At 64.1% G+C, this 21,985-nt stretch carries 20 protein-coding genes; 10 read left to right on the forward strand and 10 right to left on the reverse strand.

Annotation, left to right across the window (positions count from 1 at the left end; translation table 11 throughout):
- Positions 1-21: 21 nt before the first annotated feature.
- The 7 genes from DFS21_RS15345 to minC all read right to left on the reverse strand — a co-directional run bounded on the left by DFS21_RS15345 (position 22) and on the right by minC (position 6,641).
- Complete coding sequence (locus DFS21_RS15345; RefSeq protein WP_111532602.1) at positions 22-2,175, reverse strand: mechanosensitive ion channel family protein; 2,154 nt, start codon at positions 2,173-2,175, stop codon at positions 22-24.
- A 44-nt stretch (positions 2,176-2,219) separates the two neighbouring features.
- Positions 2,220-2,390 (reverse strand): hypothetical protein, encoded by a 171-nt coding sequence (locus DFS21_RS26750; protein WP_167388396.1) that lies wholly within the window; start codon positions 2,388-2,390, stop codon positions 2,220-2,222.
- A gap of 132 nt (positions 2,391-2,522) precedes the next feature.
- Positions 2,523-3,812: a M18 family aminopeptidase gene (locus DFS21_RS15350; protein ID WP_110701091.1), complete on the reverse strand. Its 1,290-nt coding sequence runs from the start codon at positions 3,810-3,812 to the stop codon at positions 2,523-2,525.
- Positions 3,813-3,921: 109 nt separating this feature from the next.
- A complete protein-coding gene (locus tag DFS21_RS15355) occupies positions 3,922-4,557 on the reverse strand; it encodes an RluA family pseudouridine synthase (protein ID WP_046854572.1) in 636 nt (211 codons plus the stop codon).
- Positions 4,558-4,711: 154 nt separating this feature from the next.
- Complete coding sequence (gene minE / locus DFS21_RS15360) at positions 4,712-4,966, reverse strand: cell division topological specificity factor MinE (protein WP_023631120.1); 255 nt, start codon at positions 4,964-4,966, stop codon at positions 4,712-4,714.
- A 3-nt stretch (positions 4,967-4,969) separates the two neighbouring features.
- Positions 4,970-5,782 carry a septum site-determining protein MinD gene (gene minD / locus DFS21_RS15365; protein ID WP_023631119.1) on the reverse strand — a complete coding sequence of 271 codons (813 nt, stop codon included), beginning with the start codon at positions 5,780-5,782 and terminating at the stop codon, positions 4,970-4,972.
- A 97-nt stretch (positions 5,783-5,879) separates the two neighbouring features.
- On the reverse strand, positions 5,880-6,641 hold the full coding sequence (gene minC / locus DFS21_RS15370) for a septum site-determining protein MinC (RefSeq protein WP_102685445.1): 762 nt from the start codon (positions 6,639-6,641) through the stop codon (positions 5,880-5,882).
- Positions 6,642-6,741: 100 nt separating this feature from the next.
- On the opposite strand from minC, the gene DFS21_RS15375 reads away from it, so the two are divergent.
- Complete coding sequence (locus tag DFS21_RS15375; protein ID WP_102685446.1) at positions 6,742-7,677, forward strand: lipid A biosynthesis lauroyl acyltransferase; 936 nt, start codon at positions 6,742-6,744, stop codon at positions 7,675-7,677.
- 60 nt (positions 7,678-7,737) lie between these two features.
- The gene (locus DFS21_RS15380; RefSeq protein WP_111532603.1) at positions 7,738-8,880 is read left to right on the forward strand and encodes a patatin-like phospholipase family protein; all 1,143 of its coding nucleotides are present in this window, start codon (positions 7,738-7,740) and stop codon (positions 8,878-8,880) included.
- A gap of 118 nt (positions 8,881-8,998) precedes the next feature.
- Here DFS21_RS15380 and DFS21_RS15385 read toward each other — a convergent pair whose 3' ends face one another.
- Entirely contained in the window at positions 8,999-9,814 is an 816-nt protein-coding gene (locus DFS21_RS15385) for a VacJ family lipoprotein (protein ID WP_102685448.1), read from the reverse strand.
- A complete protein-coding gene (locus DFS21_RS15390; protein WP_102685449.1) occupies positions 9,807-11,105 on the reverse strand; it encodes a serine/threonine protein kinase in 1,299 nt (432 codons plus the stop codon). Before DFS21_RS15390 ends, DFS21_RS15385 begins: the two co-directional genes overlap by 8 nt.
- A 217-nt stretch (positions 11,106-11,322) precedes the next feature.
- Between DFS21_RS15390 and DFS21_RS15395 the strand changes: the two genes are divergently transcribed.
- Positions 11,323-11,676: a hypothetical protein gene (locus tag DFS21_RS15395; RefSeq protein WP_102685450.1), complete on the forward strand. Its 354-nt coding sequence runs from the start codon at positions 11,323-11,325 to the stop codon at positions 11,674-11,676.
- Positions 11,677-11,791: 115 nt separating this feature from the next.
- On the opposite strand, the gene DFS21_RS15400 is transcribed toward DFS21_RS15395, so the two are convergent.
- On the reverse strand, positions 11,792-13,327 hold the full coding sequence (locus DFS21_RS15400; RefSeq protein WP_371926851.1) for a beta (1-6) glucans synthase: 1,536 nt from the start codon (positions 13,325-13,327) through the stop codon (positions 11,792-11,794).
- A gap of 234 nt (positions 13,328-13,561) precedes the next feature.
- On the opposite strand from DFS21_RS15400, the gene DFS21_RS15405 reads away from it, so the two are divergent.
- The 7 genes from DFS21_RS15405 (at position 13,562) to DFS21_RS26755 (ending at position 21,962) form a co-directional block, all read left to right on the forward strand.
- On the forward strand, positions 13,562-14,422 hold the full coding sequence (locus DFS21_RS15405) for a glycine betaine ABC transporter substrate-binding protein (RefSeq protein ID WP_031314875.1): 861 nt from the start codon (positions 13,562-13,564) through the stop codon (positions 14,420-14,422).
- A 207-nt stretch (positions 14,423-14,629) separates the two neighbouring features.
- Complete coding sequence (locus DFS21_RS15410) at positions 14,630-14,941, forward strand: DUF485 domain-containing protein (RefSeq protein ID WP_102684287.1); 312 nt, start codon at positions 14,630-14,632, stop codon at positions 14,939-14,941.
- The gene (locus DFS21_RS15415) at positions 14,938-16,602 is read left to right on the forward strand and encodes a cation acetate symporter (RefSeq protein WP_038706600.1); all 1,665 of its coding nucleotides are present in this window, start codon (positions 14,938-14,940) and stop codon (positions 16,600-16,602) included. Before DFS21_RS15410 ends, DFS21_RS15415 begins: the two co-directional genes overlap by 4 nt.
- 199 nt (positions 16,603-16,801) lie before the next feature.
- On the forward strand, positions 16,802-17,281 hold the full coding sequence (locus DFS21_RS15420) for a CS1 type fimbrial major subunit (protein ID WP_110701085.1): 480 nt from the start codon (positions 16,802-16,804) through the stop codon (positions 17,279-17,281).
- Between the two features lie 86 nt (positions 17,282-17,367).
- Positions 17,368-19,875 (forward strand): CS1-pili formation C-terminal domain-containing protein, encoded by a 2,508-nt coding sequence (locus tag DFS21_RS15425; RefSeq protein ID WP_111532605.1) that lies wholly within the window; start codon positions 17,368-17,370, stop codon positions 19,873-19,875.
- A 168-nt stretch (positions 19,876-20,043) separates the two neighbouring features.
- Positions 20,044-20,778, forward strand: a complete 735-nt coding sequence (locus DFS21_RS15430; RefSeq protein ID WP_111532606.1) for a molecular chaperone — start codon at positions 20,044-20,046, stop codon at positions 20,776-20,778.
- A 68-nt stretch (positions 20,779-20,846) separates the two neighbouring features.
- A complete protein-coding gene (locus tag DFS21_RS26755; RefSeq protein WP_256591392.1) occupies positions 20,847-21,962 on the forward strand; it encodes a hypothetical protein in 1,116 nt (371 codons plus the stop codon).
- Positions 21,963-21,985 lie beyond the last annotated feature (23 nt).

Consider the following 21,985-nt stretch of genomic DNA (forward strand, 5'->3'; position numbering starts at 1 on the left):
CAAGCCGGGTCGCGATGCGATCTAGCTGGAAACGTTGCTCTGAGCCGTCGCCCCTCCGCCAGCCGTCACCACCTGCACCGACAGCCGTGGCGTCGCCAGATCCAACCCCGCTTCATCGAGCTGGCGCTTCAACGCCAGGTTGAACGCCCGCGAAACCTCCCACTGCTTGATCGGAGCGGTCTTGAACCGCGCACGCAGGATCGCCGAGCCCGACTCGAAACTCTCCACCCCCTGCAACTCCAGCGGCGACCAGATGTTGCGGCGCATCAGCGGATCATTGCGCAGCTTCTGGCCCACTTCGCGGATCAGGGTGATGGCCTGGTCGATGTTCATGCTGTGCGGGATGGCCACACGGAAGATCGCGTAGCCGAACTCGCGGGAGTAGTTCTTGATGCTCTTGATCTCGCTGAACGGAATGGTGTGCACGATGCCGTCGATGTCGCGCAGGCGCACGGTGCGGATGGTCAGGCCCTCGACCGTGCCCAGGTGGCCGCCGACATCGACGTAGTCGTCGATGGCCAGCGAGTCCTCGATGATGATGAACAGGCCGGTGATCAGGTCGGCCACCAGCGACTGGGCGCCGAAACCGATGGCCAGGCCGATGACACCGGCACCGGCCAGCAGCGGGGTGACGTTCATGCCCATGTTGGCCAGGGCGACGATCACCGCGATGATGACGATCACCACGAACATCACGTTGCGGATCAGCGGCATCATGGTCTGCGCACGGGCGTTGGCCAGCCCGCGCCGCGAATGCACCAGGGCATGGTGCACGGCGGTGTCGGCGAGGATCCACACCAGCCAGGCGACGATCAGCGTGCCGGCCAGGCCCAGCAGGCGCAGGCTGACTTCATGGCCGTCACCCTCGGCGAAGCTGATCATCGAGTGGCCCCATACACGCAGGCCCAGTTCGATGAACAGCAGCCAGATGAACAGGTGCACCAGGACATAGCCGAAGTTGCGCAGGCGTTCGGTGTAGACCGCCTGGCGCTTGTTGGCGCGCCTGGGCTTGGCGGCATGGCGGCGGACCAGGCCATTGAGCACCATGCACACCACCACCAGCACCGTGCACATCAGCGACTGGCGCAGGGCGGTGCTGGTGTCGCCGGCGGAGACGAAGGTGGCGAACAGCGAAATTGCCACCAGGATCAGCGCCGGGATATACCAGAAGCTGCCGAGCAGTTCGATGGTGTCGCTCAGGGTGCGCCGGGTCAGGCGCCGTGACAGGGGCTGGTTGCGAATCAGGTGGGCGATCGGGCGGCGGAAGCGCAGGATGAACAGCCCGGTGCACAGCGCGGCGATCACATTGGCCAGGGTTGCCAGGGCGTGGGCCAGGTGGCTGCCCAGCGCGGTGGTCAGGCGTGGGTCGCTCATTGCCTCGCCGAACGCGGCGAAGCTGCCGATCAGCCACAGCGGGCGGAACGCCTGGTGCCGCAGAATGTGAAGGGCACGGTGGCGATGTGGGCCATCGAGCAGCGAGAAGGCAATCACGCAGATCGCCGAGAACAGGGTGCCGACCACCAGCGCGTAGGCCAGCACCATGGCCATCGACTTGCCCAGCGAGGAGGGCAGGGCGAAGCTCAGGTACACGGTGAACACCAGCGCCACCAGCCATGGGCCCAGCTTGCGCAGGGCAAAGCGCACCAGGTCCCAGGTCCGCGGGTGCTGCGGCAGGTCTTCGGTCAGGCCGAAACGCAGGCGCACACGGTGGCCGATCCAGTTGAAGGCATAGGCCAGCAGGCCCCAGACCAGGATGACTCCGGCGAAGCCGAACAGGATCGCCGGCCATTGATGCACCGGCACCACCAGTGCGGCCAATTCGTCCTGGGCCTGGTCGATTTCCAGCGACCAGCGCTTGAACGGGCTGGCATCGCCGCTGAACTGTTTCTCGAAATCATGCAGGGCACCGCCGATCAGGCCGAGCACGCCCTGTTCGACGGTGGGTTGCGATTGCCGGGTGGCGTCGCGCAGCTTTTTCAGGTCGGCCAGCAGCTTGGCGCGTTGCTGGTCGTTTTCCAGGTTCTTGATCACCTCGTCCAGGGACTTGCCCAAGGGCTCGTTGGCCTCGGGCTGGGCGGGCGTGCTGGAACCGAGCAGGCCGGGCAGGCCGGCGGCATGCGCTGGGGTGGCGAGCAAAAGGAACAGCAGCGTGATGCAACGCAGGAGGGCTGGCACCGGGAAATCTACCTCAGGTCAAACGTTTGCCCGAGTGTAGAGGTTTACGACGGCAGTTTCTCGAGGATCTTCCAGCAGGTGAGGCCGAAAATGCCGAGGGTGCCGATCCACATCATCAGCACGCCGACATTGCGCTCGCGCAGGCTGAAACCGATGGTCAGCAGCATCAGGAACAGGAACACCGGCACGAACAGGGACAGGAACGGCGATGACATGGACAGCATCCTTCTGTTTTGGGGGCCATGTATCAAGCATAGCGCTTTGCAAGCGAGGCGGATTGACCGGGGGCAGGCGGTGGGCAAGTCGCACCGCCGCTCCCACGGGGTCGCGTGGGAGCGGGTTGGCCGTCAGGGCAGTTCGCGGCTGCGGTAGAAGGCGCCGAGCACCTTCACCAGGTGGGCCAGGTCATGGCTGCCGCACAGCTCGCGGATCGAGTGCATGGCGAAGGTCGGCAGGCCGATATCCACCGTGCGCACGCCCAGGTGGCTGGCGGTGATCGGGCCGATGGTCGAGCCGCAGCCCATGTCGCTGCGCACCACGAAGCTCTGCACCGGTACTTCCTCGGCCATGCACAGGTGGCGGAAGAATCCTGCGGTTTCGCTGTTGGTGGCGTAGCGCTGGTTGTTGTTGACCTTGATCACCGGGCCGGCATTGAGCTTGGGCCCGTGGTTGCCGTCGTGCTTGTCGGCGTAGTTGGGGTGCACGCCGTGGGCATTGTCGGCCGAGACCATCAGCGAGCGCTGGATGGTGCGCACATAGTCGTCGCCATCGGGCAGCAGGCGTTGCAGGGTCTGCTCGAGCATCGGGCCATCGGCGCCGCAGGCCGAGCAGGAGCCGACTTCCTCGTGGTCGTTGCACACCAGTACGCAGGTCTCGTCGCCTTCTGCGTTCAGCAGCGCCTGCAGGCCGGCGTAGCACGACAGCAGGTTGTCCAGGCGGGCGGCGGCGATGAAGTCGCCGTTCAGGCCGATCAACGCGGCGTCCTGGGTGTCGTAGAAGCTCAGCTCGTAATCCAGCACCACGTCGGCGTTGAGGTCATGCTCGCGGGCCAACTGCTCGGTGAGCAGGGCGCGGAAGTCGATGCGCTCGTCGCCGGCGACCTGTGCCAGGATCGGTGGCAGCTCGGTCTGCGGGTTGATCTGCCAGCCTTCGTTGGCGGTGCGGTTGAGATGGATCGCCAGGTTGGGGATCACCGCGATCGGCAGCTTGAAATCGATCAGCTGGCTTTCCACCTTGCCGTCACGGCGGAAGGTGACCCGGCCGGCCAGCGACAGGTCGCGGTCGAACCAAGGGGCTAGCAGGGCGCCGCCATAGACTTCGACGCCCAGTTGCAGGAAGCCCTGGCGCTGCAGCTCGGGCTGCGGCTTGACCCGCAGGCATGGGCTGTCGGTGTGGGCGCCGACCATGCGGATACCGCCGATCAGCGGCGAATGCTTGCCGAGCTTGATGGCGATGATCGAGGAATCGTTACGGGTCACGTAGTAGCGACCACCAGGCGTAGTGGCCCAGCTGTCGCGCTCGTCCAGGCGCTGGTAGCCGGCGGCCTCGAGGCGTTGCGCGAGGCTGGCGGTGGCGTGGAAGGGCGTCGGGGAGGCCTTGAGGAATTCGATCAGGCCGGCGTTCAGGGCATCGCGCATAAGTCACTCCAGACAGCAGTGGCGCGAGTTTAGCGTAAATGCTCGAAAAATTGTGTCAGCCCTATCGCGAAGCGTGGGAGCAAGCTTGCCCCGCGATCGGGCCCGAGTCTCAGAACGGCGCCGGACACTCGAATTTCAGGCGTTCGCCAGACACCGGATGGGTGAAGCTCAGCATCGAGGCATGCAGGCACAGCCGCTCATGGGCCGCCAGCGCCTCGGGGTTGGCGTACAGCCGGTCGCCGAGCAGCGGATGGCCGATCGACAGCATGTGCACGCGCAGCTGGTGCGAGCGCCCGGTGATCGGCGTCAGTTCGACCCGGCAGTGATCGCCGCAGCGCTCGACGATGCGCCAGAAGGTCAGGGCATGCTTGCCCTGCTCATGGTCGACCACGTGGCGCGGCTTGGTCGGTGGGTCGTAACGCAGGGGCAGGTCGATGCTGCCGCTGTCGAGCGCGGGCTGGCCCCAGCACAGCGCGGTATAGGCCTTTTCGGTCTCGCGGTCGTGGAACTGGCGTGACAGTTCGCGGTGGCTGTCGGCGTCGCGGGCGAGCAGGATGATCCCCGAGGTTTCCCAGTCCAGGCGGTGGACGATCAGCGCTTCCGGGTAGCCGTTTTCCTGCAGGCGGGTGATCAGGCAGTCCTTGTTGTCCTCGGCGCGGCCCGGCACCGACAACAGCAGGGTCGGCTTGTTGATCACCAGGACGGCGGCGTCTTCGTGAAGGATCTGGATGTTCGACAGCGGCATTGCTCGGTCTCGGTGAAATGGCAGAAAGCACTGGGGCCGCCTTGCGGCCCATCGCCGGTAAGCCGGCTCCCACAGGATCCCGCGTTGTCTGTGGGAGCCGGCTTGCCGGCGATGGGCTGCAAAGCAGCCCCAATGATTACACCCAGCTGCGCGATCAGCGATCAGGCAGGGTGATGTTCAGTTCCAGAATCGAGCAGCTGCCCTGGTTTTCCAGTTCGATCTGTACGTCGTCGTTGCCGATGTTGACGTACTTGCGGATCACCTCGACCAGCTCCTTCTGCAAGGCAGGCAGGTAGTCCGGGGTGCTGCGTTGGCCACGCTCGTGCGCCACGATGATCTGTAGACGCTCTTTCGCTACCGACGCGCTGCTCTGTTTCTGTCTGCCACGAAAGAAGTCAAAAAGGTTCATGGTTTATTTGCCTCCAAACAGGCGCGCGAAGAATCCTTGCTTCGGCACTTCGATGAACCGCAGTGGCTTGGGCTTGCCCAGCAGGCGGTCGACGGTGTCGCTGTACGCCTGGCCGGCATCGCTCTGGTCATCGAGGATGACCGGGATACCCTGGTTGGAGGCCTTCAGCACGGCTTGGGATTCGGGGATGACACCCAGCAGTTCGACCGAAAGGATTTCCTTGACGTCCTCGACGCCAAGCATTTCGCCCTTTTCGACGCGCTCGGGGTGGTAGCGGGTGATCAGCAGGTGTTCCTTGATCGGGTCTTCGCCCTGTTCCGCACGGCGCGACTTGCTCGACAGCAGGCCGATCATGCGGTCGGAGTCACGTACCGACGAGACTTCCGGGTTGGTCACGACGATGGCTTCGTCGGCGAAGTACATCGCCAGGTGCGCACCTTTCTCGATACCGGCCGGCGAGTCGCAGACCACGAAGTCGAACTGGTCCTTGAGCTCCATCAATACCTTTTCGACGCCTTCCTTGGTCAGCGCGTCCTTGTCGCGGGTCTGGCTGGCGGCCAGCACGAACAGGTTTTCCAGGCGCTTGTCCTTGATCAGGGCCTGCTGCAGGTTGGCCTCGCCGTTGACCACGTTGACGAAGTCGTACACCACGCGGCGTTCGCAGCCCATGATCAGGTCGAGGTTACGCAGGCCGACGTCGAAGTCGACGATGACCGTCTTGTGCCCGCGCAGTGCGAGGCCGGTACCGATGGCGGCGCTGGTGGTGGTCTTGCCCACACCCCCCTTGCCGGAAGTAACCACGAGAATCTTGGCCAAGGTGTTTCACCCCTAAATAATTCGGGACAGACGTCCCTGCAAATACAAAAAACGGCAACGGGAAAAAAGTTGCGCTAAAAATGCCGGCAAGTATCCGTTAAAGACGGGTTATGTTCAACACGTCGCCGGACAGGCTGACTTGTACGCCCGAACCCCACAGCGGGTCGCGGCGCAGGTCTTCGCACACTTTGTACTGGCCGGCGATGGAGACCATTTCTGCGGTCATCTGCAGGCAGAAGATGCGCGCCTTGGTATTGCCCTTGATGCCGGCCAGGGCACGGCCGCGCATGGCGCCGTACACATGGATGTTGCCATCGGCGAGAAGTTCCGCGCCGGGGCTGACCGAGCCGGTCACCACCAGGTCGCCGCCCTGGGCGTAGATCTGCTGGCCGCCGCGCACCGTCGAGGTGATGATCCGCGTCGGGCGAACTTCGGGTTCGGCCGGCGCAGCTGGCGGCGCTGGCGCGGGCTCGGGCTTCTTCACCTCGGGCTCCGGCTCGAGCGGCCGTTCGCGGGCGCCGGACGGCGGCAGCACCGGCAGGTCGATGGCGATCGCGGCGGCGATGTCCTCGATGCGGCTGGCGCGGATCGCCAGGGTGCGCAGGCCATGGTGACGGCACACGCGCATCAATCCGGGCAGGTCAATGGCGCCTTCGTCATGGGGCAGCTTGTCCAGGGCCAGCACCAACGGTGTGTTGCTGAAGAAATTCGGCGCCTGCGCGACCTTCGCCGCCAGCTGGCGGTCGAGGGATTCGAGGTCGTTGCGCGCCAGTTCCAGCACGGTGATGGCAAGCATGCTGCCCTTGAGCTGGAACACGGGTGCGTTATCGGGTGTCGGGTTGGGGCTCATGGTCTGCATAGACGGCTTGTTGCGAAAAAAGTGCCCTGACTTATAGCGATAAGACCGTTTGCCCGCAACCGATGTAGAATGCCGGGCTCATGTCTTGCCGGAAGCTTCAATGGAACGCCCGCGTTTTCGATCCTCTTTCCTTCACCCGCGATTCTGGGGGCTGTGGCTGGGCCTGGGCCTGCTGTGGCTGGTCGCCCAGCTGCCGTACCGGGCTTTGCTGGGGCTGGGGCGCGCCCTGGGCGCGGTGATGTACCGGCTGGCGGGTGAGCGCCGGCGTATCGCTGCGCGCAACCTGGAGCTGTGCTTCCCGGCGCTGTCCGGCGACGAACGGCAGCGCCTGCTCAAGGAAAACTTTGCCTCCACCGGCATCGCCTTCTTCGAGATGGCCATGAGCTGGTGGTGGCCAAAGGCCCGACTGGCGCGGCTGGCGCACATCGAAGGCATCGAGCACCTGCAGGCCGCCCAGCGTGAAGGAGAGGGGGCCATTCTCATGGCCGTGCACTTCACCACCCTGGAGATCGGCGCTGCCTTGCTGGGCCAGGTGCACACCATCGACGGCATGTACCGCGAACATGGCAACCCGGTGTTCGACTTCATCCAGCGCCGCGGCCGCGAGCGCCACAACGCCGACTCGCTGGCGGTGGAGCGCGACGACGTGCGCGGCATGCTCAAGCTGCTGCGCAAGGGGCGGGCGATCTGGTACGCGCCGGATCAGGACTACGGCATCAAGCAAAGTATCTTCGTGCCGCTGTTCGGTATTCCCGCGGCCACCGTCACCGCCACCACCAAGTTCGCCCGGCTGGGCAAGGCGCGGGTGATTCCGTTCACCCAGAAGCGCCTGGAGGACGGCAGCGGCTATCGCCTGGTGGTGCATCCGCCGCTCGCGGACTTCCCCGGCGAAACCGAGGAGGCCGACTGCCTGCGCATCAACCAGTGGGTCGAGGGTGTGCTGCGCGAGTGCCCGGAGCAGTACCTGTGGGCGCATCGGCGCTTCAAATCGCGGCCTGAAGGCGAACCACGGCTGTACGACAAGAAAAAGCGTTAGGGAGCGGGCTTGCCCCGCGACAGGGCCGGTACTGGCAACCACTGACTCCAGGAAGGATGCATGACCTCAACCACCGGCCTGATCCTCTCCGGCGGCGGTGCCCGCGCCGCCTACCAGGTCGGCGTGCTGGCCGGCATTGCCGAACTGCTGCCACCGGGCGCCGCCAATCCTTTTCCGGTGATCGTCGGCACCTCGGCCGGCGCGATCAACGCGGTCAAGCTGGCCAGCGGCGCCACCCGCTTCGCCGAGTCGGTGCAGCAACTGACGGCCTTCTGGCAGAACTTTCGCAGCCACCTGGTGCTGCGCAGCGACTGGCCAGGCGTGATCCGCCAGGCCAGCCGCTTCGTTGGCCACAGCCTGCTGGGGCTCGGCGGCCAGGTGCCGGTGGCACTGCTCGACAGCCGCCCATTGCGCCGCCTGTTGCACGAGCATCTGGACCTGGACGGCATCGCTCACTCACTGGCGGCCAATCAGTTGCGCGCCATCGCCGTGACCGCGTTCGGCTACGAGTCCGGCCAGGCGGTGACCTTCTACCAGGGCCGCGACACCATCGAACCCTGGTTGCGCCACCGCCGCATCGGCATGCCCACGCCGCTGACCATCGACCACCTGCTGGCCAGCTCGGCGATTCCTTTGCTGTTCGCGCCGGTGCGCCTGGGCGAGGAGTACTTCGGTGACGGCGCGGTGCGCCAGCCGGCGCCGATCAGCCCGGCGCTGCACCTGGGGGCCAGTCGCGTGCTGGTGGTCGGGGTCAGCGGCAACCCTCAGCGACCCTCGCCGCCCTTGCCGACCCAGCGCGTGTTCAGCGGACAGCAACCGAGCCTGGCGCAGATCGGCGGACATATGCTCAACAGCACCTTCATCGACAGCCTCGAGGACGATATCGAGTTGCTGCAGCGGCTCAATCACCTCAGCCACCTGCTGCCGGCGCACCTGGACGCCCGGCGCCTGGGGCTGGCGCCGATCGAGGTACTGGTGGTGGCGCCCAGCCAGCCGCTGGACGAGATTGCTGCCCGTCATCGCCGCGAGCTGCCGGCGGCGCTGAGGCTGTTCCTGCGCGGGCCGGGGGCGACCAAGACCAGCGGGGCAGGGGTGCTGAGCTACCTGCTGTTCGAGGCGAGCTATTGCAGCGAACTGATCGAGTTGGGGCGCAATGACGCCTTGGCCAAGAAGCGGGAGCTGTGCCAGTTCCTGGGGATTTGAGGTTTCCTATACCGGCGCTCACAGCTACTGCATTGGCCTCAAGGGATGCATTGTCTCTGTGGGAGCCGGCTTGTCGTAGCGACGAACCGCGGCGAAAGGGCCGCGCAGCGGCCCCTGTTCACTCGGCGATCTGCAACTTGCGCGCCTGGGTATACACGTATCGCAGCTTCTCGTACTCGAACGGCGAGTTGGTCTGCCCGTAACGGAAGTTTGTGGTGTAGCGCTTGTCCACTGCCCGCAATACGGTGAGTTCCGGGTGGTCGCTGGCGGTGTCGGGCACGTTCAGGTAGTTGATTTCCTTCTCCCCCACATAGTCCACCACCAGCCCGGTGGTGTCGCGCAGGTTCGACGGCCCGAGGATCGGCAGCATCAGGTACGGCCCGTCCGGCACCCCGTAGAAGCCCAGGGTCTGGCCGAAGTCCTCGCTCTGCCGAGGCAGGCCCATCTTGGTCGCCGGGTCCCATAGGCCACCGACACCGATGATGGTGTTGAACATCAGCCGCGCGGTGATTTCCGCTGAACGCTTGGGCTTGAGCTGCAGCACGCTGTTGAACAGATTGGGCACATCGCCCAGGTTGTTGAAGAAGTTGCTCACCCCGGTGCGCACGAGGCCGGGCGTGACGTAGCGGTAGCCGTCGACCACCGGCAGGAACACCCATTGGTCGAAGCGGTAGTTGAAGTGGTAGATGCGCCGGTTCAGCGACTCCAGCGGGTCGTAGATGTTCAGCGCGGCCAGGGTCGAGCGTTCGAACTCGCGCTGGTCCAGGCCGGGGTTGAATTTCAGCTCGCGCAGTGGATCGACGAAGCCGTCGGCCTCCACGGTGAGGGTTTCGGTCTTGTCGGCCTCCACCACGCTGGCACGCGGCGCGACTTCCTCGGCCAGGGCGCAGCCGCTGGCGAGCAGGGCGGTGACGAGCAGCAGTCTGTTAACCACGGAAGAACTCCAGCATGGCGTCGCTGTTGACGCGGTAGTTGAGGTTGCCGCAATGGCCGCCATGGGGGTAGAGCGTCAGGCGTTCGCCGAACACCCGGCGCAGGAAGCCGATGTCGCCGGGGCCGAGGATCACGTCGTCGGCGTTGTGCATCACGGCGATCTTCGGGTTGTCGCGCAGATAGTCCTCCAGCGCGTACAGGCTCACCTGGTCGACCAGTTGCAGCAGGCTGTTGCCGTCGGTGCGCGCGCGCCACATGGGGATCACCTGTTCGGTCAGGTAGCAGTCGAAGTCGCATTGCAGGGCGCGTTTGAAGAAGGGCTCCAGGCTGCTGCCCTCGGTGATCGGAAACTTCGGCGGAATGATCAGCCCACGACGGTTGATCAGGTCGGAGGTGAAGGCGATGTCGGCGGCCGAGAAGCGGAACGAGGTGCCGATGAGCATGGCCATCTGCTCGTTGGACAGGTGCTGGCGCGACTTCTGGAAGTCGTAGAGCAACGCATCGTTGAGGTCGATGTAGCCCTTGTCCTGGAAGTAGCGGGTGAGCTTTTCCAGCATCAGTTCATAGAAGGTGGTGCTGCGGTCGATGCCCTTGACCCGGGTCTGTACCAGCTTGTCCAGGTTGGTGATCGAGGTGTACAGGTTGACTGGCGGGTTGAGCAGCAGCACACGCTTGAACTTGAAGCTCTGGCGGGTTTCGTCGAGCTTGCTGACGAACGCCGCGTCCAGCGCACCCAGGCTGTAGCCTGTCAGGTAATACTCGCTCACCGGCAGGCGTGCCTGTTGGGCGCGCACCGCCTGCATGACCCGGTACAGGTCCTTGGCGTCTTCGCTCGACACCCCGGGGGTGGCGAAGCGCGAGGCGGCGCTCATGAAGTCCCAGCTGGTGGGCGAGGACAGTTGCACGACGTGGTACCCGGCCTGGTAGAACAGCTTCTTCAGGTATTCGTTGATGCTGCTGGAGTACGGCGCGCCGGTGCCGGCGATCAGGAAGATCAGCGGCGCTTCGTGGTCTTGCTTGGCCAGGCGGTAGCGCAGTTTCTTCACCGACCAGAAGTTGTCGGGCAGGGTGAACTCGCGTTCCGGGCGCAGGGTGAGGCTGTAGTCGGCCTGGTCGATGTCATCGTCGCTGGGCAGCGTCGGGCGCTGTTCCGGCGGCGTGGTGGCGATGGTCGCCTCGAACGGGTTGGTCAACGGGTAACCGTAGCTCGCGGCATCAATATCCCGCGCCGAGGCGGCCGCCGCCATGAGCAGGCCACCTAGCAGGGCGGCGAGACGCAAAGATCGAAGCATGAAGTCCCCCAAGGAAAACGCAAGGTCGTGCATTACGCAGGCTAGGACCACGACAGGCTGGACAAAGTTGCCCGTCGCCCTGTCGTTCGTCGCACCAGATGTTGCCGCGCCAGCCAACGTTTGTCTTGTGCAACATAGCTGCGGGGCCATGATTTTGCCTTTCAGCGCCCCTGTGAGGGATCATGCAGCGTTTCCATTACCGCTGTTGGAGAACCGGATGTCTCGTACCTGGCCACTCTTTGTCCTGCTGGTGGGCCTGCTCCTGTGGCTGGCGGCCAGCTATGGCGTGCGTTATGGGTTGATGGAGGATGCCCGATGGGTCGGGTTGTGCAGTGCGCCAGGGGACATCTGGCAATGCCAGGCGCGATCGTTGCTCGGGCTGGGAATTCATTTCCAGGTCATGGCCTGGGGGGCATTGGGCCTGGCGCTGGTCTGTCAGTTGTTGCCGGGGCGGGGCGGCTGGTGGCTGGCGGTGCTGGCGTTGGCGCTCGGGGTTCCGGCGCTGGTGCTGTATACCGCGAGCATCGCGGTGTTTGCGTTGGTCCTGGCGGGGTTGCGGCTGGTACGGTAAATGCGCAGCCGTTGGGCGGCCCATCGCCGGCAAGCCGGCTCCCACAAGGTCTGACGCGCTTTTCTGTGGGAGTCGGCTTGCCGGCGAATCGAGGAAGAAGTCCTCGCGCTCGGTTTCACGCCGGGCGCAACCTCAGGCTGCGCCACAACGCTCCGACCATCAATACGCTGACCACCGCCCAGCCCCACGCCTGCGGGTTCTGCAGCCCTTCGCGGAACAACTGCGGCGCCACCCCGGCACCCACGATGAAGGCCAGCAGCGCCACCTCCGCTCGCCGCGCCGGTACCGGTCGCAACAGATAGACCACTGCCGGCAGCAGCAATGCCGCGCTGGGGAAGCTGCGATAGCGCGGGTCGAATACCATCGCCAGCATGCTCACCGCTGCCGCGAACCCTGCCGCCAGCAACCCTGTGCCCGCGTGCTTCTCGAACCAGGCGAACAGCCGCTGACGCCAGCCGTCACGGCGGGCCAGCGCCAGCGCGCCGTGGGCCAGCACCAGCAGGTTCAGGCCGACCAGGGCAAACGTCCACAGCCATTCGCCGGCAAAGCGGGCATTGGTGCGCATCAGCTCACCCCACAGCCCCAGGCAGCCAGCGCCCAGGGCCGCGAGCAACGGCAACAGCAGAGCGGCGCGCTGGTCGGCCGGGCGCCCGGCCAGGGCCAGGGCCGCCAGCATCAGGATCACGCTGGCCAGCAACCATTGTGGCCACAATGCCAGGTTGCTCACCGGCCCTTCGAGCACGCCCTTGTCCTGGCGGTCGGCGTCGTACAGCCCCCAGTAGCCGCCCACGGCGCCTTCGCTGGCGCGCTTCCACGGCTGGTCGAAGGCTTCGATCAGGTTGTAGCGCCAGCCGTTGGTTTCGGCCAGGGCAACGAAGCCGCGGATGAAGCGGGCCTCGTTGACCCGGCTCGGCTCGGCGGTTTCGCGCTGGCGGCCTTCGCTGGGCCAGCCGGTTTCGCCGATCAGGATGTCCTTGGGCGCAAAGCGGTTGCCGAACACCTGGCGCACCTCGGCGACATGGGCCAGCGCCGCATCGATGCCGCGAGGGTCGTCTTCCCAGTAGGGCAGCAGGTGGATGGTCAGGAAATCCACCGCCGGTGCGATCTGCGGATGCTGCAGCCAGAACTCCCAGACATCGGCGTAGGTCACAGGCACACTGACCTGGCGCTTGACCTTGTCGATCAGGCCGGCCAGGCGCTCGCCGGTGATTTCCTTGCGCAACAGCGCCTCGTTGCCGACGATCACTGCGCTGACCACGTCGGGGTTGGCGTTGGCCGCGGCGATCAGCAGCTCGACTTCCTTGTCGGTGTCCACCGGGTTGGCGTTGACCCAGGCGCCGAGCATCACCTTCAGCCCGTGCTTGCGCGCCAGCGCCGGGATCGCCTCGAGGCCGGTCATCGAATAGGTGCGGATGCACTGGAAACGCTTGCTGAGCAACGCCAGGTCGGCGTCCATGCGCGCCGGGCGCAGGCGGAACGGCTGGTCGAAGGGAGACTGGTCCTTGTCGAACGGGGTGTACGAGGCGCACTGCAGCTTGTGCGCAGGGCTGGCGGCGTCGGGCAGGTGCACCGGCTTGCCCAGCCCATACCAGAGGGCTGTGAGACATAGGAAGGCGAGCAGGCTGGCGAGCAGGTAGATCGTGCGCAACATCGGGCGGTCCATCGTCGTATTCGGGAACTGGGGCCGCACAGCAGCCCCGAAGGCCAGTGATAGTAGCCCGGCGCCAAGCGTTTGGCATGCAAGGATCGCGCAGACCGCCATGCTCGCATGGCGCTAATGGCACAGTGCTGTCGCTGATCGCTCGCTGAAGGTCGCTGACAGAGCAGGTCGCAGGTGCCGGCAAGTCGATGATGCAATCTCCAAGACCTGACGAGGGATGCTTTGATGGCGACTATTACAAGAATGCGACGTTTCCTGGGCGTGGGCACCGCCCTGGTTTTGGCCATGAGTACTGCGCAGGCGATGGCCAAGGAAGTCAGCATCGGTTACGTGGATGGCTGGTCCGACAGCGTCGCCACCACCAACGTGGCCGCCGAAGTGATCAGGCAGAAACTCGGCTATGACGTGAAGCTGCAGGCCGTGGCCACCGGCATCATGTGGCAGGGCGTGGCCACCGGCAAGCTCGACGCCATGCTCTCGGCCTGGCTGCCGGTGACCCATGGCGAGTACTGGACCAAGAACAAGGACAACGTGGTCGACTACGGCCCCAACTTCAAGGACGCCAAGATCGGCCTGATCGTCCCTGAATACGTCAAGGCCAACAGTATCGAAGATCTCAAGACCGATCAGAGCTTCAAGCAGAAGATCGTCGGTATTGATGCAGGCTCGGGGGTCATGCTCAAGACCGATCAGGCGATCAAGGACTACGGCTTGACCGGCTACAAGCTGACCGCCAGTTCCGGCGCGGCGATGACCGCGGAACTGGGCCGCTCCTACGCCAAGCAACAGTCGATCGCCGTGACCGGCTGGGTGCCGCACTGGATGTTCGCCAAATGGAAGCTGAAGTTCCTCGAGGATCCGAAAGGCGTGTATGGCGCTGCCGAGACCGTCAACAGCATCGGCAGCAAGGAACTGGCGAGCAAGGCCCCGGAAGTGGCCGAGTTCCTCAAGAAGTTCCAGTGGCAGTCCAAGGATGAGATCGGCGAGGTGATGCTGGCGATCCAGGAAGGCGCCAAGCCGGAGGCTGCAGCCAAGGACTGGGTGGCCAAGCATCCGGAGCGGGTCAAGGAGTGGACCGGCAAGTAAGCGCTGGTCGAATCGCGGGGCAAGTCGCATCGGCGAACCGCCGCTCCCACGAACAATGGGAGCGGGCTTGCCCCGCGATGCGTTTGCGGTTGTTGCAAATTTTGCAAAACACCGTTGCATCTAAGACTAAGGTCGTCTGGTTGGCGTCCAGCGGCAGCATAAAGTGGAGTCGGGTTCTCCCTAATCTGTGCTGCTAGGACAAAAACAATGAACGACAGCATTTACCAATCGATACAGAACAGTCCGCGCTTCAAGGAACTGGTCACCAAGCGCGAGCGTTTCGCCTGGATCCTCTCGGCGATCATGCTCGGCCTCTATTGCGCCTTCATCCTCCTCATCGCCTATGGCCCGCACCTGCTCGGCGCCAAGCTCAGCGCCGGCTCGTCGATCACCTGGGGCATCCCCCTGGGGGTCGGCCTGATTCTCTCGGCATTCGTGCTCACCGCGCTCTATGTGCGCCGCGCCAACGGCGAATTCGACGAGTTGAACAAGGCGATCCTCGAGGAGGCCAAGCAATGATCCGACACGCCAAAACCCTGGCCGTCCTGGCCTGCGGTGCCTTCGCACCCGCCGTGTGGGCCGCCGATGCCCTGACCGGCGAGGTGCAGAAACAACCGCTGAACGTTGCTGCCATCGCCATGTTCGTGGCCTTTGTCGCCTTCACCCTGGGTATCACCTACTGGGCCTCCAAGCGCAACAAGTCGGCGGCCGACTACTATGCCGCCGGCGGCAAGATCACCGGTTTCCAGAACGGCCTGGCGATCGCCGGTGACTACATGTCGGCAGCCTCGTTCCTGGGAATTTCCGCGCTGGTGTTCACCTCCGGCTACGATGGCCTGATCTACTCCATCGGTTTCCTGGTTGGCTGGCCGATCATCCTGTTCCTGATTGCCGAACGCCTGCGCAACCTGGGCAAGTACACTTTCGCCGACGTGGCCTCGTATCGCCTCGGGCAGAAGGAAATCCGCACCCTGTCGGCTTCCGGTTCGCTGGTGGTGGTGGCGTTCTACCTGATCGCCCAGATGGTCGGGGCCGGCAAGCTCATCGAGTTGCTGTTCGGCCTGGACTACCATGTGGCGGTGATCCTTGTCGGCATCCTGATGTGCCTTTACGTACTGTTCGGCGGCATGCTCGCCACCACCTGGGTGCAGATCATCAAGGCGGTGCTGCTGCTGTCCGGCGCCAGCTTCATGGCACTGATGGTGATGAAGCATGTCGGCTTCGACTTCAACACCCTGTTCTCCGAGGCGATCAAGGTGCACGCCAAGGGCGAGGCGATCATGAGCCCGGGCGGCCTGGTCAAGGACCCGATCTCGGCCTTCTCGCTGGGCCTGGCGCTGATGTTCGGCACCGCCGGCCTGCCGCACATCCTGATGCGCTTCTTCACCGTCAGCGACGCCAAGGAAGCCCGCAAGTCGGTGCTCTACGCCACCGGTTTCATCGGTTACTTCTACATTCTTACCTTCATCATCGGCTTCGGCGCGATCCTGCTGGTCAGCACCAACCCGGACTTCAAGGACGCCGCTGGCGCCCTGATCGGCGGCAACAACATGGCGGCAGTACACCTGGCCGACGCGGTGGGTGGCAGCGTATTCCTCGGTTTCATCTCGGCAGTGGCCTTCGCCACCATCCTCGCAGTGGTCGCGGGCCTGACCCTGGCCGGTGCCTCGGCGGTGTCCCATGACCTGTACGCCAGTGTCTGGCGCAAGGGCAAGGCCAACGACAAGGACGAGATCCGCGTGTCGAAGATCACCACCGTCGCCCTGGGCGTGCTGGCGATAGGCCTGGGCATTCTGTTCGAGAAGCAGAACATCGCCTTCATGGTTGGCTTGGCCTTCTCCATCGCCGCCAGTTGCAACTTCCCGGTGCTGCTGCTTTCGATGTACTGGAAGAAACTGACCACCCGCGGCGCCATGATCGGTGGCTGGATGGGCCTGGTCAGTGCGGTGGGCCTGATGATCCTCGGCCCGACCATCTGGGTGCAGATCCTCGGTCATGAGAAAGCCATCTACCCGTACGAGTACCCGGCACTGTTCTCGATGATTATCGCTTTCGCCGGCATCTGGTTCTTCTCGGTCACCGACAAGTCCAAGGCCGCCGAGAACGAACGTGCGCTGTTCTTCCCGCAGTTCGTCCGCTCGCAGACGGGCCTTGGGGCCAGTGGCGCGGTATCGCACTGATACCTTGAGCTGAACACACAATGCCCCGGCCCATGCCGGGGCATTGTGCTTCCAGAGTTGTCGAATTACCTGCCGCTAGGAAATTTCTTAGGCCCGCTCGGAACGGTCTTAGTCATCGCCGCGATGTGTTCACCAATACTTCTCCTCACCCGCTGGCTATGCGCCGGCAGGCATTGACCACTTCAAGGAGATCAGATTCGTGAAACGTACGTTACTCGCCTTTCCCCTGGCCATGTTCTTCGCGGGTTCCGCTTTTGCGGTGGACCCGATCGAGAAGCAGGTCCTGGTAACCGCCCAGGTGCCGACCGACGCTTTCTTCGTCGAGCCGGTGGGCGGCAACTGGATGAACGACCCGCAGGAAATGGCCTGGAACTCGTATCAGGCCAAGCTCGATCCGATCCGCAAGGAATTGCAGGTCAAGAGCACTGTGGGCCCGATTACCGCCTATCTGGTATCGCCGGCGGTCATCGCCAGTGGCACCGAAAACATCGGCCTCGACGTCAAGGTCGGCGACACCGTGCTGCAGACCACCCCGATCGAAGTCGTCAGCGCCACCCAGGCGGCACCGGGCGCGATCATCGGCTTCGAAGTGGCGGCCCAGCCCGCGCCGGCCACCGGTTATGTGCCTGGCAACTACCAGGGCCTGGTGAGCATGATCTTCGAAACCGCCGCACCCTGAGCCCTCCCTCTTCGTTCATCCGTTGTTCCCCCTGACCCTCGGCTCCCGCCGAGGGGCGGGTGGGTATTGCCTGCAAGCGACGCCTCATGACCAATCATTCCACCTTGGCGGCCATAGGCCGCTGGTTGCCACTGCTGGCCTGGCTGGCCGTTCATTCGCCCGCCGGCCAGGCAGCCGGTACTGCCCTGAGCGCTGTCGAGGGCCTGCCGCGTGAGTTCGAAGCGCATTTTTTCGATGTGCCGCTGGCGGTCCGGGTCGACCTCGATGGGCGCTATCTCGGTGATGCCATGGTGGTGCTCAGTCGCGACCAGCGCGTGCAACTGCTGGAGTTCACCGATACCCTCGACAGCCGTGAGCCGGAAAGCCTGCGCCGCCGCTGGCGTGAGCGCCTGATTGACGGCCGCCCTTTGGGTGACTGCCGCGCCGATTGCCCCGACGGCCTGCGCGCGATGCACTACAGCCTGGTGAATTCGCAGCTGTCGCTGTTGACCGACCAGGCCGAGATCGCCGATGTCAGTGAACGTTTTCATCGTCAGCCGGAGCAGGGCAGCTATGGGCTGCTGCTGCGCAATCAGCTCAACCTGGTCAATGACGGCCATGCCACCAGTGGTCGTTATGCCTTGCAGGGCCAGGGCAGCGTGGGCAACTGGACGACCTTGGCCGACGGCCAGCTCGACCGGGGCAGCGACAGCCGCCAGGGCACGCGCCACCGGGTCGACCAGTTGTATGCCGAACGCCTGGTGGAAAACCAGTTCTATCGGCTGGGCTACTTCACCCCCAGCGCCCAGGGCTTGACCCGCCAGCCACGGTTGATGGGCAGCACGGCCGATACCACCCTCGGCTTGATGCTGGGCAGCAGCGACAGCCTGGCCATCGACACTGGCGCACCAAGTGCCACGCCGATCTACGTTACCCCCAATCGTCCCGCCGTCGCCGAGGTCTACCGCAACGGCGTGCTGATCAACAGCCAACCGGTGCAGCCTGGATTGCAGACCCTCGACACCAAGGTCCTGCCCGGAGGCATCTACGAAGTCGAGGTACGCCTGGTCGAAGACGGCCAGGAAACCTCGCGTACTCAGGAATTCATCTACAAACCCAGCAACTGGCGCAGTACCGATGCGCCCTGGCGCTACAACCTTTACCTGGGGCGCCAGAGTACGTTGCTGAGCAACTGGGAGCGTGACACCGACGACAGCCTCGCCGCTGGCGTGCTGGCCAACTACATGCTGCATCCACGGGCGATCCTTGGCTTGTCGGCACAGCGTGTCGATGACGCCATGCAGTACGGTACCTCGCTGGACTGGGACCTGCGTGAGCGTTTCAAGCTGTACGCCAACCTGTTCCAGACCCAAGGCCAGGGCAACGGCTACGACTTGCAGCTGATCCATGCCTACGACAGTGGCTCGCTGGTTGCCAGCCACAGCCGAACCTGGCTGGCGCGTCCCGACTGGAGCCGCTTTGACGATGAACCGTCGCGATCATTCCAGGCGCGCCAGACACAATCGTCGCTGTCGTTGAGCCACCGTCTCGACCCACGCAACACCGTCAGCGTGCGGCTTGCACATGCTGAAGGCGCCAATGCAGGTACTGGCCTGGACCTGGGTTGGTCGTACTACGGTCGTCTGTTGGGCTCGGACGCCAACTGGCGACTGTCGCTGTTCGATCGTCCAGGTACGGCGGCCACGGGCGACTCCCGCAGCCGAGGGGTCAACCTGAGCCTGAGCATGAGCCTGGGGGGCGGCAGCGGCCGGCGTGTATCCGCCAGTGTCGGCAGCCGGACCTCGCGAGAGGGTGGGCGCGACCTCAACGCCTCGCTGGCCTACCAGCAGGATGTCGACATCGGCCCGCTGCGCAGTGTGGGCGCCACGGTCAGCGCGGATCGCTATGGCGCAGGGCTGGGCGGTGACACGCAGTTCGAGAACCAGTTGCTGCACGGTGATGCCTATGTCCAGCGCTCGTCGTACAACGGCGACTTCAGTGGTGGCATCAACCTGGAAAGCCTGATCGCCGTGGGCGCGGGCAGGGCAGCGGTGAGTGGCCAGTACCTGCCTCACCAGGCGGGGCTCATCGTTGATGTGGACACCGACATCGACGGCCTCAAGCTACGCGCCGACGACCGTCACGGCAGTACCGCCAGCTTGCACCCAGGGCGCAATGTGATCCCGGTGGCAGCCTACAAGGCAGGGCATGTGCAGTTCGACTTCGAGGATAGCGCGGCCAACGCCGCGGTGATCCAGCCTTCGAGCCTGGACTATCACCTCAACCGCGGCGGCATCGAATACCGTCAACTGCGGGTGTTGCGCACGGTGACGGTGCTGGGGCGGCTGCTTGATGGACAGGGGCGGCCGCTGCGCGGTGCCCAGGTGATCAACCATGCCAGCCGCGGTGTCAGCGAGGCCGATGGTTTCTTCGCGGTCGAAATGAGCGAGTCGACCCCCACGCTGGAGATCCGTCAAAAGGGGCAGCCGGTGTGCCTGCTCCGCCTGGATATCAACACCCTGGAGCGCGAGGACGACGTGCTGCTGGCCGGCGACCAGCGCTGTGCACCTGGCGTGGTGAAGGCCGAAGCGTTTGCACGCAACGGGCAGGGTTAACCCGGCCGGCAAGGCAATGCTCGGGGCGATAGCGCTACTCAGGGCAAAGGCCTACTGCGGTTTAGGACGTTTCTGGGTGCTGTGTGGGAAGGATCCCGCTGGTTTGGCAATGACCGCAGAGCCACTCCCATCAATACTTTCCCGTCAATGACGCACGGAGTTCGCATCATGATTATTTTCCGCCTGCTGGCCTCGACACTGCTGGCGCTGCCCCTGGTCGCCAGTGCCGCCCCCGAACTCAATGTCGGCGCACTTTACGACTACCTTGACGGGGACAAGAGCACCTTGCTCAAGCGGGTACGCAACAGCGGCGACACCACTGCTTTCGTCAAGGTCAGCGTCGCCGAGCTGGTGTATGACGCAGCTGGCGTTGCCCGTGAAATCGACACCGATGGGCTGCCACTGGAGCAGCGTGGCTTGGTCGCCAGCCCGGCGCGGCTGATCGTACCGGCCCAGGGCATGCAGGCGGTACGCCTGCTTTACCGTGGCTCACGGGAGCAGGAGCGGTATTTCCGTCTGCGCTTCGTGCCGGTGCTGCCGGAGCTGGACGATGGTTTCGCGGTGGATGAGCAGGAGGCTGAGAAGTACCGGGACAGCCTCAAGGCTGGGGTCAACCTGCTGGCGGGTTATGGCTCGCTGTTGTTCGTACGGCCTAAGGAAACCCGTTACAAGACCCATGTGCTGCGCCAAGGGGGAACGCTAAGCGTTGCCAATGAAGGCAACAGTACTGTGGTGCTTGATCATTTTCGACAATGCCGGGCTCAAGGTCAGGACTGTGAGTCCGCCACGAAGCATCATCTGCTGCCTGGACGCCATCGCCAATTCGAAGGGCACCCGACCAAGGTTCACCAATTCGAGTTGCATGAAGGTGCCAAGCGTCAAGCACAGGTACTGGAGGGATGAGCGTTTGCGTAGCCTTTACGGCGAAGGTATTGCGCCGTCTCGCTTGGGCACTCGCTTTGGCGACCCCCATGACGCATGCACTGGAAATCACCATTTCGGCCCAGTATCGCGGTGGGGTTTCAGGACGCTTCGAGAACACCACGCCTCCCTCGGGCCTGTGCCGACGGTATCCGTTTACATGCGGTTGGGCTGAGACGAGCGTGCTGCCTATCACCTTTGCCAAGACCCTGAGGGAGGATACTTCGGATGTACGCGATGGTTTCTACCTGCGTGCGCCGGGGAAACGACAGGTTGACGTTTATCATCAAGAAACGGGGGAGGTGCGGCAGGTGAGCTTCTTTTGGGAACTCATTCATATTGTTGGCATGAACAATGGCGCATTCGTCAACAACCCACTCGACAGTCGGCCCAGTGGAGGATGCAGGCCCCAGTACCTGAGGAATATCTCCTATGGGGTAGAGGCCTACTGGCGGCTGACGGACCCTACTGCTCCATCGCCATGCTGGGCGGTCAGCGCGGAGCCACTGCCCGGGACGCGTCTGGAAGTGCCGGAAATGGGTGCAGGTTTTCGCCTGGAAATCCCACCGGCCTATCGGCTCACATCCGGGATCTACCATGGCAGCACGGTATTCACGATTGGCCCCGGCGGTGATTTCGACTTTGGCAGCAACGTTGAGAATCTCAGTGGCAACACCCTTACGGTCAACTTCGAATTGGACGTCCAGCACGATTTTCACCTTGAGTTCCCACCAGGTTCCGAACGTGCCGTCCTCGAACCGAGAAATGGCTGGCAAGCTTGGCAGGCAGGCGGCAGATCACCGCAGCGGCTGTATCGAGATCTCCCATTCCGGATCTGGTCGACTGGCCCATTCAAGGTTTACAAACTCTGTGAGCACTACATGGGTGACCGATGTGGAATACGCAATGCGGCCAGCCATAGTGTGCCGGTGGATGTAGCTCTCAGTTTGCCCGGTGGCATCCAGCACCAGACCAATGGCGTACAGCGTGTTTCACTACCGAGTGGCCGAGCGCAGGCGCTGAACTTCGAATCGGTGCAGCCAACGGTCAACCGGCCTGGCCAGTTGCATTTTGAAGTGGCTCGCGCCGATGTCCAGGGAATGCTCAGCCACACCGGCAGCACCTATCACGGCCAAGTCACCGTGGTGTTTGACGCCGAGTTGTAGCCGTTCGGTGCGATTCGTGAGGT

This window comes from Pseudomonas sp. 2848 (genome assembly GCF_003253945.1).
Lineage (GTDB): Bacteria > Pseudomonadota > Gammaproteobacteria > Pseudomonadales > Pseudomonadaceae > Aquipseudomonas.

Bases quoted from the DNA above. Each gene is read 5' to 3' on its own strand.
- DFS21_RS15350 (WP_110701091.1), bottom strand. From the start codon at position 3,812: ATGCGCGATGCCCTGAACGCCGGCCTGATCGAATTCCTCAAGGCCTCC.
- DFS21_RS15425 (WP_111532605.1), top strand. From the start codon at position 17,368: ATGACCAATCATTCCACCTTGGCGGCCATAGGCCGCTGGTTGCCACTG.
- DFS21_RS15410 (WP_102684287.1), top strand. From the start codon at position 14,630: ATGAACGACAGCATTTACCAATCGATACAGAACAGTCCGCGCTTCAAG.
- DFS21_RS15390 (WP_102685449.1), bottom strand. From the start codon at position 11,105: ATGCTTCGATCTTTGCGTCTCGCCGCCCTGCTAGGTGGCCTGCTCATG.
- DFS21_RS26755 (WP_256591392.1), top strand. From the start codon at position 20,847: ATGACGCATGCACTGGAAATCACCATTTCGGCCCAGTATCGCGGTGGG.
- DFS21_RS15395 (WP_102685450.1), top strand. From the start codon at position 11,323: ATGTCTCGTACCTGGCCACTCTTTGTCCTGCTGGTGGGCCTGCTCCTG.
- DFS21_RS26750 (WP_167388396.1), bottom strand. From the start codon at position 2,390: ATGTCATCGCCGTTCCTGTCCCTGTTCGTGCCGGTGTTCCTGTTCCTG.
- minE (WP_023631120.1), bottom strand. From the start codon at position 4,966: ATGAACCTTTTTGACTTCTTTCGTGGCAGACAGAAACAGAGCAGCGCG.
- DFS21_RS15380 (WP_111532603.1), top strand. From the start codon at position 7,738: ATGACCTCAACCACCGGCCTGATCCTCTCCGGCGGCGGTGCCCGCGCC.
- DFS21_RS15430 (WP_111532606.1), top strand. From the start codon at position 20,044: ATGATTATTTTCCGCCTGCTGGCCTCGACACTGCTGGCGCTGCCCCTG.
- DFS21_RS15400 (WP_371926851.1), bottom strand. From the start codon at position 13,327: ATGTTGCGCACGATCTACCTGCTCGCCAGCCTGCTCGCCTTCCTATGT.
- DFS21_RS15375 (WP_102685446.1), top strand. From the start codon at position 6,742: ATGGAACGCCCGCGTTTTCGATCCTCTTTCCTTCACCCGCGATTCTGG.
- DFS21_RS15405 (WP_031314875.1), top strand. From the start codon at position 13,562: ATGGCGACTATTACAAGAATGCGACGTTTCCTGGGCGTGGGCACCGCC.
- minC (WP_102685445.1), bottom strand. From the start codon at position 6,641: ATGCAGACCATGAGCCCCAACCCGACACCCGATAACGCACCCGTGTTC.
- DFS21_RS15355 (WP_046854572.1), bottom strand. From the start codon at position 4,557: ATGCCGCTGTCGAACATCCAGATCCTTCACGAAGACGCCGCCGTCCTG.
- DFS21_RS15415 (WP_038706600.1), top strand. From the start codon at position 14,938: ATGATCCGACACGCCAAAACCCTGGCCGTCCTGGCCTGCGGTGCCTTC.